Consider the following 14756-nt stretch of genomic DNA (forward strand, 5'->3'; position numbering starts at 1 on the left):
GAGATTGAATGATGGCTTTAGAGCTTCCTCAAGAGTTGGCAAATTTAGAAGCCAACGGCGGGATTTACGCAGTGTGGATGTTGCTACGACACTTAGGAATTGATGCCGATATTCAACAATTGATTGAAGTGTGTGGTTATACGCCAGAGCAGGGCACAACCACAATTGGCTTGGCTGTTGGACTGAAAAAGTTTGGCTTTAATGTGCAGTTTTATACTGACCCTGACCCAGATTTACAAGATGCAGAAAAGTTAAGTTATGCCGAAGCTAAACAGCTTAAATTGCCTGTATTGGCGGCAATCGGCTATCAGCAAATTCAGCACGCATTTGATGAAAATAAATTTATAATTGTCTATTACGACACTTTAGAAGGCGTGGGCAATCACTCATTGCTATATTCAATTGATGATGCTGAAATTTGTTTCTTTGACAGTTTTGAGCCGATGCCTGCGGCTGTGTTTGAACAACAGCGTCAGCAAGAGGGCATTTGCAGACAAGTAATTGTGGTCGAAGTCTAAGTGTTATTCAAAGTCTAAGCTTTATTCAATGACGATTCGAGTCATGCAAAAAATTGTCTAGCCCATCAATTGATTGGCTAGACAAAGGGATTACTCCGCTGCGTCTGCTTTTTGTGTCCAATATTCAGCTTTATTTTCGTCAGCATCTACACCCAAAGCATTTGCATAAATAAAAGCAAGGTCTCGCATGGCTTGTACTTCGCCCAATTCTGCTGCTTGCTGTACCAATGCCACAGAGCGAGCGACATCTTGTTCAACCACATCACCACGACGGTAGTAGCCTGCCAACTCTAAAATAGCGGCAGGGTGTTGTGCATCACTGGCTTTTTTGAGCCAGACAAAAGCATCTTCAAAATGTTGTTTGGCATCTTCAGGGTCATCTTCTAGAACATCTTTGGCATATACGGTATAGCCTTCACCAAGCCAATACATGGCTTCGATATGTCCGTTTGCGGCAGCTTTGAGCGCCCATTGTTCGGCAAGTTCAATATCTTCATTAAAATCGCTTTGCATATACAGCACCGCCACTTCAAATTGGGCATCGGCTTGTCCTGCAATGGCGCGGTTCATTAGCGCAGGGGAGATTGAAACAGATTCTGACATAATGTCATCCAGCAAAATTACAACATAAGATTGTGCGATAGCCTAAAAGGTCTGCTGGGAAAAAGCCATCTTCGGTGTGATTTTTTTTAAAAAATTAGGGTTAATTGATCATGCGTTTATGCAGACAATAACAAAAAATCACTTGAGCCATATCGTCAAGTTTCAATATGCTGAATGTTAAACATGGTCATAATGAGAACAATAAGATGGCAAATTTTTTAACTGCTGAACAAGCAAAAGTTTATTCAGATCATGCCAAGCTAGATATTGAATTATATAAGCAGCGTTTGGCGTCTTTAATCGAAGATAATGCCACGCAGGGCAATACCGCAGTTTTTACTGTGCTGCCAAAACATTTACCTTTAGAAGATATTCGAAATTTATCGGCACAGCTGACTGATTTGGGTTATCAGGTGCGCTTTGAGTTAAATGAGTTCTTTTATAGCTTTAATGTGTATTGGATTTAAAACTCAACTCTACCGACATTTCACCAAATAGTTTTAGTGAAATGTCGAGCGTTTATATTTTTTGATTTAGATTGCGTTTAAGTATTTGCAGTATGTTCTGCCAAAACTTCCAACGCTGCGCGAAAAGCTTCCTGAGTTGCAGGTGCGCCACAATAAGGCAAGCTGTGTAACAAGACTTCCTGAATTTCTTCGACACTTGCCCCGTTATTTAGCGCACCACGAATATGTCCTTTAAGCTCTGTCGGGCTTTTTAAAGCAGTTAAAAAGGCGATAGTAATTAAGGAACGATATTTGCGTGGTAACACACCTTCACGTTGCCAAGTTGAACCCCATGCATGTTCATTAATCCAGTCCTGCAAAGGTTGGGTAAATGGTACAGTGTTGTCCTGTGCGCGTTTTACAAAGCTTTCGCCCATGACTTCAGTGCGAACTTTTAAGCCATTGTCATAGTCTTGTTGTGACATTTTACTATCCCTGTTTTATTGTTTGAGCTCGGTGTATAGATTAAGTGCATAGATTAACAATTTATGGCGATGACACCATGCGCACTTGGTCGTAGACCATCAAAAAATATTCACATCTATCTATTTTTAATATATCCACAAGGTATAAAAAACCCCGAACATAAAGTCGGGGCTGTTTTAGCTTTATCGCAAATTTTGAAATAAGCGAGTGTTAAGCTTCAATGGTTTGCACGCTAATTTTTTTAGCAGGGTCGGCTTTACGATGTACTGTTGGTACAGGTTCACCATAATATTGACGGTCTGCAAAATAACTTGAACGTACCATTGGCGCAGCCCAAATATTTTTAAAACCTAACTTTTGACCATGCGCTGTATAACGCTCAAATTCTTCAGGTGTTACAAAGCGGTCAATTGGCGAATGTTCTTTAGATGGCTGTAAATATTGACCAATGGTCACATAATCTACATCGTGCGCTTTAAGATCATCTAACAGTGCAATAACTTCTTCTTCAGATTCTCCAATACCTACCATCAAACCGCATTTGGTTGGAATATCTGGGCAATATTCTTTAAACATTTTCAGCAAGTTCAAAGAGTGCTGATAGTCTGAACCCGGACGCATGGCTTTATATAAGCGTGGCACAGTTTCAATGTTGTGGTTAAAAACATCTGGCGGACATTCGGTCATAATGCGTAGTGCAATATCCATACGACCACGGAAGTCTGGCACCAAAATTTCTAACAACGTATTTGGGCTTAAAGAGCGGGCTTCTTTAATACAATCGACAAAATGTTGTGCACCACCATCTAACAAGTCATCACGGTCTACAGAGGTGATCACGGCATATTTTAAGCCTAAGTTGGCAATGGTTTCTGCCATGTGACGAGGTTCTTCAGGATCTAGTGCATTTGGACGACCATGCGCAACATCACAGAACGGGCAGCGACGGGTACAAATATCACCCATGATCATAAAGGTTGCTGTACCACCACCAAAGCATTCTGGAAGGTTTGGACAAGCGGCTTCTTCACAAACGGTGTGCAATTTTTGCTGACGCAAAGTGGTTTTAATACGTTGAACTTCTTCTGGTGCCGTCATTTTGACCCGAATCCAGTCAGGTTTACGAGGCGTTTCAACCGTAGGAACAACTTTTACAGGAATACGTGCGACTTTTTCAGCACCACGAAGTTTGACACCCTGTTCTGGTTTACGGTTTGCAGACATATTCAACTTTTCCACTGTTTTTGAAAGGGGAGAGATTTAGTGTAGGCTAGATTTTACGTGAAATAGAGTCTGATTAAACCGAATCTAAGTGCAAAAGTAAAATGTCACCTTAACTTCATCATAAGACGGTTATTATAACGAAATTGTGCTTAAATTGGGTAAAAACGATATTCATATAAAAAATGTGGTTATCACGTAATATATGCACAGTAAATACAGAAAATTCAAAAGATTTACGTCATAATATAGCCCATTGAAAAGACAGATTTAAAGAAAAGGAGCGTTGAATGCCACGTAAAAAAGAGGTCGTTAGTGGAACTTTCGTGAAGTACGATGCGGTTGTTCTCGGTTCAGGCCCTGCGGGTGAAGGCGCGGCAATGAAACTTGCCAAATCTGGTAAGCGTGTTGCGATTGTAGATGTTCGTGAGCAGCTTGGCGGTAACTGTACCCATGTGGGTACCATTCCAAGTAAAGCATTGCGTCAGACAGTGTCGAATATTATCCGTTATCGCCGTGACCCAATGTTTAAAAAAATGGGCGATTGGCGTCAGTTCACCATGAAGCAAGTGTTGCAAAGTGCGCATAAAGTTATTCAGCAGCAAGTTGAAACGCACTCTCGCTTTTATGACCGTAATGAAATTGCGATTTATCATGGTCGTGCTTATATCCAAGATAAAAATACGGTCTTGGTATTTGGTGCAGATGGCATTAAAGAAACCATTATGTGTCAGCAAATTGTGATTGCGACAGGTAGCCGTCCATATCGTCCAGAAATGTTGGATTTCAACCATCCACGTGTATTTGATTCAGACAAAATTTTGGATTTGGATTTCTCGATTCAAAAAATTATTATTTATGGCGCGGGTGTGATTGGTTGTGAATATGCATCCATCTTCATTGGTTTAGATCATAAAGTTGATTTGATTAATACTCAGCACAAATTGCTCAGCTATTTGGATGATGAAATTTCAGATGCCTTGTCATATCACTTGCGTGCGCAAGGGGTGCTGATTCGCCACAATGAGCAAATTGATCATTTAGAAACTTTTGATGATCACGTGGTTTTATATTTGCAAAGTGGCAAGAAAATCAAAGCCGATGCGATTTTGTGGTGTAACGGTCGTTCGGGTAATACCGATGGTTTAGGTCTTGAAAATGTCGAACTTAAGCCAAACAGCCGTGGTCAGTTAACAGTCAATGATCAATATCAAACCGAAGTAGAGAATATTTATGCTGCGGGCGATGTAATTGGTTGGCCTTCGTTAGCATCAGCTGCCTATGACCAAGGTCGTTGCGCGGGTGCAAATATGAGTGGCGAAGAAAATGTTGCGCCTGTGACCGATATTCCAACAGGTATTTATACCATTCCAGAAATTTCTTCGATTGGTAAAACTGAACAGGAATTGACGGAAGAAAAAATTCCTTATGAAGTTGGTCAGGCATCTTTCCGTCATTTGGCACGTGCGCAAATTACGGGTGATACAGTGGGTGAATTGAAGATTTTATTCCACCGTGACACTTTAGAAGTATTGGGCGTGCATTGCTTTGGTAATAATGCGGCAGAAATTATCCATATTGGTCAGGCGGTGATGAACAGCCCGAACAATACCATTAAGTATTTTGTGGAAACCACATTCAACTATCCAACCATGGCGGAAGCGTATCGTGTGGCGACCTTGAATGGGATGAATCGTTTGTTTTAAGCAGATTCTGCTGACTGCAAAATAGAAAATTTTAAACACCCCATAAGATCATTCTTGTGGGGTATTTTTTTTATTGCCTTGCTGTAAGAAGCGTTATGCGCAGAGGAAAGCGTTGATCTGTGGAACTTAGCGCGTTAAATATCAATAACAACTGATGCCGCACTGCGTTGTGCTTCGCCATGAAAAACAGCTTCAATATTGTTACCATCAGGATCAAGCACATAAGCTGCATAATAACCAGGATGATAAGCACGTTCATCAGGCTTGCCATTGCATTTACCGCCATGAGCCAATGCCGCAAGATAGAAAGCATTGACCATTTCACGATTTTTAGCTTGAAAGGCGAGATGATGACGCCCAGTGAGTGTACCTTGTGCAGCAGGGCTTTCTACTGAGGAGATAAAGAGTTCATCTGCCCAAAAGTGATCATTGGCAGTCCCGATAACTGGAATATCCAACATCGCTAAGATGGCGGTATAAAATGCCCGACTTGCCTCAAGGTCATTCACCACAAGATGAATATGGTCAATCAATCTTCCACGATGCAATTGAATCTGCATAAGACGCTCCATGTCTAAAGCGGAGTTTTGAGTAGCAAAATCGACTTAATATTTTAGAAATCGCGTTTTAATGCGCACAAAACGCCTGATTAAAATATTCAAACAGTTGTGGCGTTTGCATCCATAAAAAGATCGATAAGCCAAAAAGGGCAGTGATGGCAAGTGTGAGCAATACTTTAAAATTCAATAAAGAATTAATCATGAATGACGTGCTCCTCATCTACCCAAAAATGGACCAAGACCGCAAACGCACTTAAAGCAATAGAAACAATCCAGATTGCATTATAGTTACCTGTCAGATCGTGATTTAAACCGCCAAGCCATCCACCAAAAAATGAGCCGACTTGGTGTGTGAAAAACACAATGCCGCTGAGCATGGTCAGGTACTTAATCCCAAACATATTTGCCACAATACCATTGGTCAAAGGCACTGTAGATAACCACAATAAACCCATAATGATCCCGAATGCATAAATTGTCCAGATGCTTAAAGGCAGGATTAAAAAGGCGATAATGGCAATGCCGCGTAGTCCGTAAAGCCACATTAGCAAATGCGGTTTGGAATAGCGACCGCCTAACCAACCCGCCGTATAGGTGCCTACAATATTAAATAAGCCCACGAGTGCTAGAAAAACTGTGCCTGTGGTTGCATTAAAGCCATGATCAATTAAGTAGCTAGGTAAGTGAATCCCAATAAAAACCACTTGAAAGCCACAGACAAAAAAGCCCAAAGCTAAAAACCAAAAGGGTTTATGATTTTTGGCAATCACCAAAACCTGCTTAAAGCCTAAAGCGGGTTGGCTGACTGAACTTGCATTAGGGTTTTGATACATGGGTGCTTTGAGCATCCATGCCAAAGGAACAATCAAGACAATTAAAATCGCACTGACAATTAATGCGCCCGACCAACCTACACTTTGTAATAACAATAAGGTCGATGGCAACATGATAAATTGCCCAAACGAGCCTGCAGCACTGGCAATACCCATTGCAAGGCTACGCTTTTCTGGAGGAGCAGCGCGACCTACTGCAGAAAGTAGCACAGGGAAAGAGGTTGCAGAAAGTGCCAAACCTAAAATTAAACCCACACTTAAATTTAGCAATAAGCCTGTCGAGCTGACGGCCATGAGCAATAAGCCGAGTGCATACAGTGCGCCACCAACTGCAACTACAATTTTACTGCCGTATTTGTCTGCAAAAGCACCTGTGATGGGTTGGACTGCACCCCAAATCAGGTTTTGCATGGCAATGGCTAAACTAAAGACATTATGTCCCCAGCCAAATTCATGGCTCATCGGTACCAAATACAAACCAAATGCATGCCGAACCCCAAGCGATAATGCCAAAATAATGGCACTTCCAATTAACATATAAATTAGAGGTTTGGAAAATTGAGCATTCGACATAAGGCATCCACGTATGGCTAACAGCTTGTTATGGTAGTCGATTCAGCCGCAGATCGCGATAAAATAAAATTCATCAAATGATAAAATTTGGTTATAGATATTAGTTTGAATATTCTAAGCAAAAAATGATCATGAGCTACAAGCCAAATGGATATTGAAAAATCCTTCTCCCTGTGGGAGAAGGATTAAGTGAAGGGGATTATCGTCTTAAATAGGACTGATCAAAGACTGCTATTAATGCTTAAAAACGCATACCAAAACCTGCATAGGCAATCACTGGATTCACTTCAATATCTGCTTTAGAGTGAATTAATTCGCCGTGTTTGGCATCGGTCACCGTAATGGTGGTTTCATTTTTAAGGTGTGCATAAGATAGTGAGCCAACTGCAAACCATTTTTCATTGAAGTCATAGGTAAAACCTACAGTCGCAACTGGCGCAAACGCATCGGTCGCATCTAACTCAACTTTTGGGTTGGCTGAACTTGGTTTGCCTTCTAAAGATGCGCCTGATTTTCCTTCTTTAATATTGGCAATCATGTGACCTGAAGCAATTAAGTCCTGCTCAGTACGTGGATTAATTTCTAACTCATTGAAATAGGCATACATCAAACCGACGCCAACATAGGGGCGGAACTTATTTACGCCTGTTTTGCCAAAGTGATATTGAAACTCAAATGCAGGTGTCCATGCTCGGGCAGAAGCAGCAGGGCCATGTGCTGCTAAATCGGTAATGAGAATATCATTTTGTAATTCTAGCTCACCCAACGCACCGCCTAATGGACGTGCAATTGCGGAGAAGGGAGCATAAATTTTCCCTTTGCCTTGCAAATCAACTTTAGGTGGAATGCCGCCTTTAACTTCAAAGGAAATATTATCGGTAAAGAAATAGTTGCTGATAATACCCAGTGTGGTGACATCATCTGCTTCTAAACCTGTGCCGGGATTATCCCATTGCTCCAAACCTGAAATTGTGGCTTGTCCACTCATGTTGGCAGGTACGGTAGGCAGTAAATTTAATGCTCCGCTTAATAATACGGGTGGCTCAAAACCGTCACGTAAATTATCTCTTACAGTTTGAGATTGAACCTCACCGACATCGGCTGTGTAGCCGTTGTGAATGGCTGTATTGACCCGAAAAGGTTGTGCTTTGCCTTGTGGCATAACGTGCAGCGCACCTACCGAAACAGAAAAGCGTTTAAAACCATCACCATCTTTTAAACTAAAATAAGGTGAGTTGGCATAACTGATGACTGGCAAACTACTCAGTGCCAAACAGCATAGTGTTTTTTTCATTGTGGAACTCCATGTCCAATTTTGCTTGTTGTTATTTACGGCATTGTTATGCAAGGCATTATGAAATGGACTGGAAAAATAAAACTGTTGTTTTTACAAGATATTTTTTTAAACTTTTGTGAATAACTGGAAAAGTGTGCAGGTGTTTTGTTAAATCCAAAACTGTTGAATACGTGAAAATGCTTGTTTTATTGGATGGCTTTAAAGTTCTATTGGTTTGAAATAAAAAGATTTTATAGAAATTGTATGCGTTGAAATTAATAAAAAAGACCAGTCGGAACTGATCTTTTTGACATACGGGTTAAATTTTTAGCCAATGACAGATTTTGGCTGCAAACACGTTATGCAGTAAAGCGTGATAAATCTTCATCAGGGCGGGCAGTCAGCACTTCCAAGCCATCTTTGGTGACCAAAATGGTGTGTTCAAACTGTGCCGATAATTTGTGGTCTTTGGTCACCACTGTCCATTTATCGCCAAGTAATTTGGTTTGCCATACGCCTGCATTGACCATTGGTTCAATGGTAAAAGTCATACCTTCTTCTAAAATCATGCCTGTGTTGGCTTGACCATAGTGCAATACTTGTGGCTCATCGTGGAAGGTCGTCCCAATACCATGACCGCAATATTCACGCACGACACTAAAGCGTTCAGATTCAACATATTTTTGAATCGCATGACCAATATCACCAATGGTTGAACCGGGTTTAACGGTTGCCATACCGCGATACATCGCTTCTTGGGCAACTTTGCATAAACGATTGGCTAAAATGGAAGTTTCACCACCCACGATATACATCATATTGGTATCGCCGTGGAAACCATCTTTAATGACTGTGACATCAATATTTAAAATATCGCCTTTCTTCAGCACTTTACTTTCTGACGGAATACCGTGACAAACCACATGGTTAACCGATGTGCAAATGGTGTGTTGGAATGCTGGACGACCCGGAGCAGCACCATAACCTAAGCAGGCAGGAATAGCTTGTTGTTGATTGACAATATAGTCATGGCAAATCGTATCCAGTTCGAGCGTAGTAACGCCTGGTTTAACGTGTGCTTTGATCATCTCCAAAACTTCTGCCGCCAGTCGTCCTGCCACGCGCATTTTTTCAATATCTTCTGCGGTTTTGATGAGTCGACGAGGTGCTTGATAAGTTGTGTTCATGATCTTTAAAAACTTTTGGAAATTTGTGTGTGACTATGGTATAAATAGCCGCCCATTTTATCAAATGCTTTTTATGAATATGTTTCAAAGAGCTTGGTAAAAGGGAAATTAAAAATCCGCACATATATCGTCACATTACTCTGGGTGCCCTTTGGGGTGGAGAATGCGGATATATGGAGGCCTAACCCAAACATTTAAGGTAAAGAAAATGGCAGATTACAACGTAAGCATGCGCGACCTTCTTCAAGCTGGCGCACACTTTGGTCACCAAACACGTTTCTGGAACCCAAAGATGCGTCAATACATCTTTGGTGCGCGTAACAAAATTCACATCATCAACCTTGAACACACTGTTCCTGCGTTAAATGATGCTTTGAACTTTGCAAACCAATTGGCTAGCAAAAAGAACAAAGTTTTGTTCGTTGGTACAAAACGTGCTGCTTCTGCAATCATCCGTGAACAAGCTCAACGCGCTGGTCAACCGTATGTAGATCACCGTTGGTTAGGTGGTATGTTGACGAACTGGAAAACACTTCGCCAATCTATCAGCCGTTTAAAAGATCTTCAAGTTCAGTCTACTGACGGTACTTTTGCTAAGCTTACTAAACGTGAAGCTTTAGAGCGTAGCCGTGAAATGGAAAAACTTGAGCGCGCTTTAGGCGGTGTGAAAAACATGGGTGGTTTACCTGACGCATTATTCGTAATTGACGTTGATCACGAAGCAATTGCAATTAAAGAAGCTAAAAACTTAGGTATTCCTGTAATCGGTATCGTAGATACAAACTCTAACCCAGACAACGTAGACTACGTTATTCCGGGTAACGACGATGCGATCCGTGCAGTAACACTTTACGCTTCTTCAATGGCTGATGCGATCATTGCTGGTAAAGAATACGCTCAAACTCAAGCCAATGCTCAAGCAAAAGGCGAAGAAGCTCCTGCTTCTGAGGCTTAATGCGTTTTGACGTAAGCTTGTCATTTTTGCGACATGTGATGGTGGCAAAGTAAGCGTCATGTATGCAGACGGCCCAAGAGACACCCTCTGGGCCGTTTCTGTTAAAAAAAGAATTCATTTTCTACCGATTTTAGGAGATAAACATGACTGCAGTTACAGCAAGCATGGTTAAAGAATTGCGTGATCGTACTGGTCTAGCAATGATGGAATGTAAAAAAGCATTAACAGAAGCGGGCGGTGACATCGAATTAGCGATTGACAACCTTCGTAAATCTGGTCAAGCAAAAGCTGCTAAAAAAGCAGGTAACATTGCTGCTGACGGTGCAATCACAATCGTTCAAGAAGGCAACAAAGCGATTCTTTTAGAAGTAAACTGTCAAACTGACTTCGTTGCAAAAGACGAAAACTTTGCTGGTTTCTCTGCGAAAGTTGCTGCTGCTGCTCTTGCTGCAAACGAAACTGATGCTGCTAAAATTGCTGAACTTAAACTTGAAGATGGCGCAACTGTTGAAGAAACACGTGTTGCACTTGTTCAAAAAATTGGTGAAAACATCCAAGTTCGTCGTGCACAAATCGTTGAAGGTGAAAACCTTGCTGTGTACAAGCACGGTTTAAAAATCGGTGTTGTTGTTTCTTACACAGGTGATGCTGCGACTGGTAAAGGTATTGCAATGCACGTTGCTGCATTCAACCCAGTTGCTGTTACTGCTGAACAAGTTCCTGCTGATCTTATCGCTAAAGAGAAAGAAATTGCAGAAGCGAAAGCAGTTGAATCTGGTAAGCCTGCAAACATCGTAGAGAAGATGGTAACTGGTTCAGTTGAAAAATACTTGAACGAAGTTGCGCTTGATCGTCAAATGTACGTAATTGACAACGAGAAGAAAGTTGCTGAAGTATTAAAAGCAACTGGTACAACTGTTGCTCAATTCGTTCGTTTCGAAGTAGGCGAAGGTATTGAGAAAAAAGCAGAAATGAGCTTTGCTGAAGAAGTTGCTGCTGCTCAAGCTGCTGCAAAATAATTTTTACTTAAGGTAAAATATTTTGTAAGGAAAGCCCCAATTTATTTTGGGGCTTTTTTGTGAATATAGATTTTAGCGATATGCAATCGTGGCATAAATATTGAGATGAAGATTAAAGATATTAATTTTAAATCAGTATGTTACGAATAATTGACTTAATCGTATAGAGCGGAATCAGAACAAGAAGGTTATATGGCAAATAAAAAGAATTTAAGCATCGGCGCAATTATTGTAGTGCTAATTGCTGCATTTTTTGGCATAGATTTACAGCAGTTTCAGTCTGAAACATCAAATGCACCATCTACAAGTACTGCTCGCACATCGCAAACTGAAAAAGAGCAGTTAGACGTACAGCGAGATGCGCTGCAAGATGATGCTCAGGGTGTTCAGCTGATTGAACGTGCGTTTGAGCGTAAGCAGAGTAATCTACAAGTCCGTGCGAGTGGGCAGGTCATTGCAGTGTTGGCAGATGACAACGAAGGCTCACGTCATCAAAAATTTATTTTAAAACTGAATAATGGGCAAACTGTATTGGTTGCACATAATATTGATCTTGCACCACGAATTACCAATATTGCAAAAAGTGATACTGTTGAGTTTTTTGGTGAATATGAATACTCAGATAAGGGTGGGGTGATTCACTGGACGCATCATGATCCAGCAAATAAACACGTGGGTGGATGGGTAAAACATCAAGGAAGAACCTATCAATAACGGTTCTTCCGATAATGAAAATAGGATATGGCGCTTAAACGCTCATAATGCTGGTTTTACGACGTGTTTTCCAAGAGGGTAGGATTTTACCTAAATAGGCATCCATGCACCAAATTGGGCCAATGAGGAGAAATTGGAGGTCTTTGAAGAATGAAGGCTTTTTCCCTTCAATTTTGTGACCATAAAACTGCCCAATCCACGCCAAAACAAAAATTGCGATATAAAAACCCATTCCAACAGGCAAAACATAAATCAGCCATGCCATTACCAACATTAACGCTGCCATTGCAACTGCAAGAACCAAGTCTAAACGTGCATAAAAAATAAAACTGAGCACCAGAAGTAAGGTTGTCAGTAAAGCACTGAAATGTGCCAAGATACCGACAATCGAAAAAAAGATTGTTGGTACGCAAACCCAGTGAATTAATTTATTGGTTTTATTTTGATGGCTCTCGCTGTATTCATCTAGCCACTCACTTACTGTCTTCATGTACTACTCCTGTAGACCGATCATCCGTTGTTATTGTTTGACTGTCTAAAATATAACTGAGAACAGAGAGGTGGTCAAAACAGTATTCATATTTTCAAAATGAAGTGGCAACAAAATTTGTGTGGATCTTCTTGGTGCAGACATGCATGGGATGACTGTAAATCTTACAGGCATTAAAAAAGCCACATTGCTGTGGCTTTCAAGTCAAATGTGAAGTCGTGTAAGCGAATCTTAAGAGTTTGGACCGTCAATACGCTCAATGCTTACTTTGGCAGTACCTGCATTGGTGATGCCCAATTGTTTTGCAGCGCCGTAAGAAAGATCAAGTACACGGTTGCCATGGAACGGACCACGGTCATTTACTTTTACAACAACGCTTTTGCCGTTGTTTTTATTGGTCACGCGAATATAACAGTTGAGCGGTAGGCTACGGTGTGCTGCGGTCATTGCATTCATATCGAATGTTTCACCGCTTGCAGTTTTACGACCGTGGAATTGACGACCATACCAAGACGCCATACCTGTTTGGCTAAATTTACGTACAGTATTTGAAGCCACAGTGTTTAACTTCTCAATCACTGAAGGCTCTTCTGCAGGAATTTCAATTTTCGCTGCAATCGTTTGACGACGAATTTGGTCGCCTGAACGTTCGGTGATTGAAAGGCTGTTTAAATTTGAGAAATGTGAATTAAAACTTTGAGCTTCTTTATTGAGTACACGTGCAGCAAGGCTAGATGACTCATTATCATTATTGAATGATGATTGCACCATTTCAGCTTGCGACTGACTTAGGGCAACAGCTGCAGAAAGTGCAAGTAAGTATTTAAGTGAACTATGCATGGTTTGAACTCCTGAAGACAGAATTTTTAACTTATTTCGCTCTTAACTGATTGAAATAGTGGTAATCCTGTCTGTAATTTCACTTTTTTGACTACATTTGACGAAATGGATAATATTCATCCCTTACCAAAGGTGTCTAGTCTTTATACGAAAATAATGACAAAAAGTACCAAAAAACAACTTTGTTTGATTAAAAAATAATCAATATTGTAACATTATATGTAAAAGGTTTGTTTTATGATCAAATTGTCAAAAATATTTCTTGACTTTTTGGTTTTATATTTAAATTTGTACTTAGCGACTCGCAATTTCAGTGCCCAATAACCACAGTGCAGTCGCATACATACGGCTACGGTTATAAGTCGTAATCACCTGAAAATTTGGGTAGGTTATATAGTAGATATGACCATAATTTTCTTGTAATTGAATGACATTGACCAAGTCGAGGTCATCTATTTGCACAATTGGATTCATTGGCATCACGCCTTGCGATTTTAAAACCCCATAAGGTGTTGGCAGGGTCAAATCTTTGGCAATGACACTGTCAGGATTGTTGCCTGTATATCGTGCAGCAAATGCAATGGGTTGATTGCGCTGCCAGCCATGTTGTGCCAAGTAGTTTGCAATGGAGCCAATGGCATCGACTGCCGAGTTGCGTAGATCAATATGTCCGTTGCCGTCATAATCGACCCCAAATTTTGGAATATTGCTAGGCATAAACTGCGGATAACCAACAGCACCTGCATAAGAACCAACAATTGAAGAAGTTGGCACACCATCTTTATATGACCATGCGATCAGTGCTGCGAGTTCATCTTTAAAGTATTCCGCGCGACGTTCATAACCAAAGCCTAAGGTGGCAAGGGCATCACGGGTTACAAAAGAGCCCTTATTGCTTCCAAAACCTGTTTCTACACCCAGAATCCCTAAAATAATGGATTGCGGTACACCAAATTGCTGTTCAGCACGATTGAGCGTGTCTGCATATTGTTGTTTAAAGCGCACACCGCGCTGAATAGTGCTTTCTGCAAGGAAATTGGTTTTATAGTCGTACCAAGGCTTACTTTCGCCTGGGCGGTTCATGATGTTGATGATATTGGGTAAGTTTTTAGAGCCTTCCATCGCCCAATCGACTTGTGCTGCACTCAAGCCATAGGTCTGCATGGTTTTTTGTTTAAAACTGGCATAAGACGGATGATTTTGGAAATCATTGGCCTGACAAAAACTGGTGATAGAAAATGCACCAATGAGTAAAGAAAGACGTTTTAGTTTGTTATAAAAATCAAGTTTGAACATATTGAGGAAAATTCCAAATTGATGATTTACACA

General features: G+C 40.8%; 17 protein-coding genes. 6 read left to right on the forward strand and 11 right to left on the reverse strand.

The features are described 5' to 3' along the window. Positions 1–11: 11 nt before the first annotated feature. On the forward strand, positions 12–518 hold the full coding sequence (locus FTU66_RS06280; protein WP_096902396.1) for a cysteine peptidase family C39 domain-containing protein: 507 nt from the start codon (positions 12–14) through the stop codon (positions 516–518). Positions 519–608: 90 nt separating this feature from the next. Here FTU66_RS06280 and FTU66_RS06285 read toward each other — a convergent pair whose 3' ends face one another. Then, positions 609–1121 carry a tetratricopeptide repeat protein gene (locus tag FTU66_RS06285; protein ID WP_131261573.1) on the reverse strand — a complete coding sequence of 171 codons (513 nt, stop codon included), beginning with the start codon at positions 1119–1121 and terminating at the stop codon, positions 609–611. A gap of 206 nt (positions 1122–1327) precedes the next feature. On the opposite strand from FTU66_RS06285, the gene FTU66_RS06290 reads away from it, so the two are divergent. Then, positions 1328–1588: a hypothetical protein gene (locus FTU66_RS06290; RefSeq protein ID WP_180112488.1), complete on the forward strand. Its 261-nt coding sequence runs from the start codon at positions 1328–1330 to the stop codon at positions 1586–1588. A gap of 77 nt (positions 1589–1665) precedes the next feature. On the opposite strand, the gene FTU66_RS06295 is transcribed toward FTU66_RS06290, so the two are convergent. Further along, complete coding sequence (locus tag FTU66_RS06295; RefSeq protein ID WP_004972770.1) at positions 1666–2052, reverse strand: carboxymuconolactone decarboxylase family protein; 387 nt, start codon at positions 2050–2052, stop codon at positions 1666–1668. A gap of 211 nt (positions 2053–2263) precedes the next feature. Next, positions 2264–3277 carry a lipoyl synthase gene (lipA, locus tag FTU66_RS06300; protein ID WP_180112489.1) on the reverse strand — a complete coding sequence of 338 codons (1014 nt, stop codon included), beginning with the start codon at positions 3275–3277 and terminating at the stop codon, positions 2264–2266. A gap of 287 nt (positions 3278–3564) precedes the next feature. Here lipA and sthA point away from each other — a divergent pair, with 287 nt between their 5' ends. Next, positions 3565–4980 (forward strand): Si-specific NAD(P)(+) transhydrogenase, encoded by a 1416-nt coding sequence (gene sthA, locus FTU66_RS06305; protein ID WP_042068765.1) that lies wholly within the window; start codon positions 3565–3567, stop codon positions 4978–4980. A gap of 134 nt (positions 4981–5114) precedes the next feature. On the opposite strand, the gene FTU66_RS06310 is transcribed toward sthA, so the two are convergent. From FTU66_RS06310 to map, 5 genes are all read right to left on the reverse strand, one after another. Continuing rightward, positions 5115–5540, reverse strand: coding sequence for a VOC family protein (locus FTU66_RS06310; RefSeq protein WP_180112490.1), 426 nt, complete (start codon positions 5538–5540; stop codon positions 5115–5117). Positions 5541–5607: 67 nt separating this feature from the next. After that, positions 5608–5742 (reverse strand): hypothetical protein, encoded by a 135-nt coding sequence (locus FTU66_RS13645; RefSeq protein WP_019836563.1) that lies wholly within the window; start codon positions 5740–5742, stop codon positions 5608–5610. Further along, positions 5735–6946: an MFS transporter gene (locus FTU66_RS06315; protein WP_104852269.1), complete on the reverse strand. Its 1212-nt coding sequence runs from the start codon at positions 6944–6946 to the stop codon at positions 5735–5737. Before FTU66_RS06315 ends, FTU66_RS13645 begins: the two co-directional genes overlap by 8 nt. A gap of 241 nt (positions 6947–7187) precedes the next feature. Then, positions 7188–8240 (reverse strand): OmpW family protein, encoded by a 1053-nt coding sequence (locus FTU66_RS06320; RefSeq protein WP_180112491.1) that lies wholly within the window; start codon positions 8238–8240, stop codon positions 7188–7190. A gap of 341 nt (positions 8241–8581) precedes the next feature. Continuing rightward, on the reverse strand, positions 8582–9409 hold the full coding sequence (gene map, locus FTU66_RS06325) for a type I methionyl aminopeptidase (protein ID WP_004972787.1): 828 nt from the start codon (positions 9407–9409) through the stop codon (positions 8582–8584). Positions 9410–9617: 208 nt separating this feature from the next. Between map and rpsB the strand changes: the two genes are divergently transcribed. From rpsB to FTU66_RS06340, 3 genes are all read left to right on the forward strand, one after another. Then, positions 9618–10364 (forward strand): 30S ribosomal protein S2, encoded by a 747-nt coding sequence (gene rpsB / locus FTU66_RS06330; RefSeq protein WP_004972791.1) that lies wholly within the window; start codon positions 9618–9620, stop codon positions 10362–10364. Positions 10365–10507: 143 nt separating this feature from the next. Next, entirely contained in the window at positions 10508–11383 is an 876-nt protein-coding gene (tsf, locus tag FTU66_RS06335; RefSeq protein ID WP_004972793.1) for a translation elongation factor Ts, read from the forward strand. A gap of 192 nt (positions 11384–11575) precedes the next feature. Further along, entirely contained in the window at positions 11576–12097 is a 522-nt protein-coding gene (locus FTU66_RS06340) for a DUF3465 domain-containing protein (RefSeq protein ID WP_180112492.1), read from the forward strand. Between the two features lie 34 nt (positions 12098–12131). On the opposite strand, the gene FTU66_RS06345 is transcribed toward FTU66_RS06340, so the two are convergent. The 3 genes from FTU66_RS06345 to mltB form a co-directional block, all read right to left on the reverse strand. Next, positions 12132–12587 (reverse strand): DUF962 domain-containing protein, encoded by a 456-nt coding sequence (locus tag FTU66_RS06345; RefSeq protein ID WP_154320516.1) that lies wholly within the window; start codon positions 12585–12587, stop codon positions 12132–12134. Between the two features lie 231 nt (positions 12588–12818). Beyond that, positions 12819–13427 carry a septal ring lytic transglycosylase RlpA family protein gene (locus FTU66_RS06350; protein ID WP_004972798.1) on the reverse strand — a complete coding sequence of 203 codons (609 nt, stop codon included), beginning with the start codon at positions 13425–13427 and terminating at the stop codon, positions 12819–12821. Between the two features lie 294 nt (positions 13428–13721). Continuing rightward, the gene (mltB, locus tag FTU66_RS06355; protein WP_096902392.1) at positions 13722–14723 is read right to left on the reverse strand and encodes a lytic murein transglycosylase B; all 1002 of its coding nucleotides are present in this window, start codon (positions 14721–14723) and stop codon (positions 13722–13724) included. Between the last annotated feature and the right edge of the window lie 33 nt (positions 14724–14756).

This window comes from Acinetobacter sp. YH12131, from assembly GCF_013418635.1.
In the GTDB taxonomy this organism is placed as follows: Bacteria; Pseudomonadota; Gammaproteobacteria; order Pseudomonadales; family Moraxellaceae; genus Acinetobacter; species Acinetobacter towneri.